The sequence below is a fragment of the Embleya sp. NPDC001921 genome, assembly GCF_053594475.1.
Map to the genome: position 1 here is coordinate 1 of NZ_JBSFEO010000136.1, position 3,742 is coordinate 3,742.

The 3,742-nt window shown below is 70.4% G+C and carries 1 protein-coding gene; it reads right to left on the reverse strand.

Translation table 11 applies throughout. The features are described 5' to 3' along the window. Positions 1-3,742, reverse strand: a 3,742-nt coding sequence (locus tag ACWCPW_RS51710; protein ID WP_449768636.1) for an amino acid adenylation domain-containing protein, incomplete at both ends; no start/stop codon positions are given.

The window sequence follows — 3,742 nt, forward strand, 5'->3', positions numbered from 1 at the left end:
TCACCGCCGACCCCGACACCAGCGGCAACAACACACTCGTCACCGTCAGATCGAACGCCAACGACGAGTGCAACGGCGCACCACCCGAGGCCCCCACGCCATACGCCTCCACCGCCCACACCACATAGTTCGCCAGCCCGCCGTGCGTGACCGCCACACCCTTCGGCCGACCCGTCGAACCCGACGTATAGATCACATACGCCAACTCCGCGGGCAGCACCGAGGCCCACGGCTCGATGGCCGCATCCTCGGCAGGCGAACCGAGCGTGTCGACCGCGATCGTGGACAGTCGATGCGCGGGAAGGTCGTCGGGCAGCGCGGCAAGGCGTTCTTCGAGCAGTGCGGTGGTGCTGATCAGGGTGCTTGCCCGACTGTCCGCGAGCATGAACGCGATGCGATCCGACGGGTACTCCGGGTCGATCGGCAGATACGCGGCGCCGACCCGCCACGCGGCCAGGATCGCCACCACGGCATCGAGACCACGCGGCAGACACAGACCCACCACCGAGCCGGCACCGACCCCGTACCGGCGCAACAACCACGCCAGGCCGCCCGCACGCGCGTCCAACGCGGCGTACGAGGTCTCGACCCCATCGCACACCACCGCCACCGCGTCCGGCGACTCCGCCACCCGCGCCGCGAACAACGCCGGCACCACATCGTTCGGCAGGTCCACCGCCGTGTCGTTCCACTCCACCAGCAGGCGGGTCCGCTCGGCGTCGTCCAGCACCGCGACGGAGCTCAGCGGGACGTCCGGTCCATCGCGGTCGGCATCGTTCGCGAGGGCGCCGAGGAGGTTCTCGACCGTCGTGTGCAGCAACCGCGTGACCACCCGCGGGTCACCGGGAGTCGCGGCATCCACGGTCAGCGCGAAGCCGTCCGTGCCGAGGTCGTCGACCGAGACCGCGAGCGGGAAGTTCGTCAGCTCCAACGCGAACACCGTACGGATTCCCGCAGGACCGTCGTCGCCCGAGCCGACCCCCTGCGGGTCTTGCCCGCCCCGGTCGGTGGTGGGGCTCCGGTCGCCTTGGTCGCCGCCGTAGCGGTAGTTGAAGAAGGCGGTGAACAGCGGCATGTCTCCGCTGAGCCCGCTCGCCTGCTGGGCGACCACCAGCGGGGCGTGTTCGTGCTCCATCAGCGCGGCGAGCTGGTCCCGCATCGCGCCGACGGCCGCCGACGCGCCCACCCGGTCGGTACGTACCCGCACCGGCAGCGTGTTCATGAACAGACCCGACGCCCGGTCGGCGCCGGCACCCGCGTTCATCCGCCCGAACAACACCGTCCCGAACACGACATCGTCCCGCCCGGAGAGCACGGACAACACGCGTGCCCAGGCCACATGCAGGAGCGTCGCGGGCGTGACCCCGAGGTCTCGCGCCACCTCCCGAATCCGCACACCCACGTCGGCCGCCACCGGCAACTCGGCCCGCCGCACACCGCTGCCGTCGCCACGCACGTCCAACAACCCGAACGGCGCCGTGGTCTCGGTGACATCACCCAGCAACTCCGCGAAGAACTCCTCGTGACCACCGTGCCGCAGACTCTCCCGCGCCTGCACCACGAAGTCCCGGAACGGCAGTGCCGGCGCGAGGTCGTCACCGCGACCGGCGAGGAAGGCGCGCACCTCCTGAAGCAGCACCTCCATGCCGGTGTGGTCCTGAACGATGTGGTGCACGCGCAACATGCCGTACCAGCGGCCGGCTTCGGGCGCGGGCGTGACGTGTGCGTCGATCAGCGGTGCGCGACCGATGTCCATGGTCAGCCCACCGGCGGCCAGGAGCCGCGCGACGGCGTCGTCGCCGTCCTCGGCGGGCGCGATCTCGCGCACCGGAAGCGCAGCGTGCCGCTGCACCACCTGAAGCGGGTCCGGGACGCCGTCCCACAGGATCGCCGTGCGGTAGATGTCGTGCCGGTCGATCACCTGTTGGAGGGCCCGCAGGAAAGCGTCGAGGCGCTCCCGCGTGTCGAACTCCAGCACGAACGGGGATATGTACACGTCGCGCTCTTCGTCACCCGCCATCAGGTGGTGGAAGAGGATGCCCTGCTGGAGCGGCGCGAGCGGGTAGACGTCGGCGATGTTGGCGGCCCCGCCGTCGATCGACGCGACGACGCGCGCGACCTCGGCCTCGGACAGATCCACCAGCGGCAACATGTCCGGCGTCAGCGTCGACGCGTCCGCCGGGATCCGGTTCGCCGGAACCGACACCGGTTCCGCGCCGACCGACGCGGCCAACCCGGCCACCGTCGGCGTTGCGAACAGGGCCCGCACCGATACCGACACCCCACGCGCCCGCAACCGCTCGACCAACGTCACCGCCAGCAGCGAATGTCCGCCGAGCGCGAAGAAGTTGTCGTCCACGCCGACCGACGGCAGACCCAGCACCTCGGCGAACGCGGCGCACAGCACCTCCTCACGCAGCGAGGACGGGCCACGACCGTTCGTCCCGGTCGGGTATTCGGGGGCGGGCAGCGCCTTGCGGTCGAGCTTCCCGTTCGCGGTCAGCGGGATGGCGTCCAGCACGACGATTGCCGACGGAACCATGTACTCCGGCAACCGACCGGCTGCGAACCTCGTCAACGTCTCGGGCAGTTCCTCGGTGGGCTCACCCTCGCGCGGCACGACGTAGGCCACCAGGCGCCGGTCCCGTGAAACACCCGGGACGGTGTCGTCGCGCACGACCACGGCAACCCGCGCGATCCGGGGGTGTGCGGCCAATGCCGCCTCGATCTCGCCGGGCTCGATCCGGAACCCCCGAATCTTCACCTGATCGTCGGCCCGACCGGCGAAGACCAACTCACCGGCCGCCGTCCACCGCGCCCGGTCACCGGTCCGGTACATCCGCTCGCCCGAGCCGAACGGCGACGCCACGAAACGCTCACCGGTCAACGCCGCCCGACCGAGATAACCCCGAGCCAGACCCGCACCCGCCACATACAACTCACCGGTCACCCCCGGCGGCACGAGTGCGAGACGATCATCCAACACATACGCCCGAGCATTCGCGATCGGCCGCCCGATCGGGACCTCGCCCACCCCGGGCCGACAACGCCACACCGTGGCGTCCACCGTCGTCTCGGTCGGCCCGTACGTGTTGAACATGACCCGACCGGACGCCCAACGAGCCACCAGATCCGGCGGGCACGCCTCGCCGCCCACTTCCAGGACCACATCCGACCGCATCGCCTCGACAGGCAGTCCGGCCAACACGGCGGGCGGCAGGGTCGCGTGGGTGATCGCCTCGTCGGCGAAGAACCCGGCCAACTCCGCACCGAGCCGACGCTCCTCGGGCACCACCACCAGCGCCGCACCCGACGACAAGGCCACCGACCACTCCAGACAGAAGTTGTCGAACCCCACCGACGCGAACTGCGCCACCCGCGAACCCGCCCCGGCCACAAACCGCGCACACCCCGCCGCCACAGTGTTCGCAAACCCCGCCTGCGAAACCACCACACCCTTCGGCCGACCCGTCGAACCCGACGTATAAACCACATAAGCCGGATGCGAACCCGACAACGGCAACAAACGATCGACGTCACCGACCGGCGACGACGGCAGACCCTCCAGCACCGCGACCACCGCAGGCTCGTCGAGAACCAACACCGCACCCCCGGCCCGGGACCACGAGGACGGCACCCGCGAGGCATTCGCGCCGTCCGTGATCACCAACACCGGCGCCGCGTCGTCGAGCACATAGCCGATCCGCTCGACCGGCTGCGTCGGATCGATCGCCACATACGC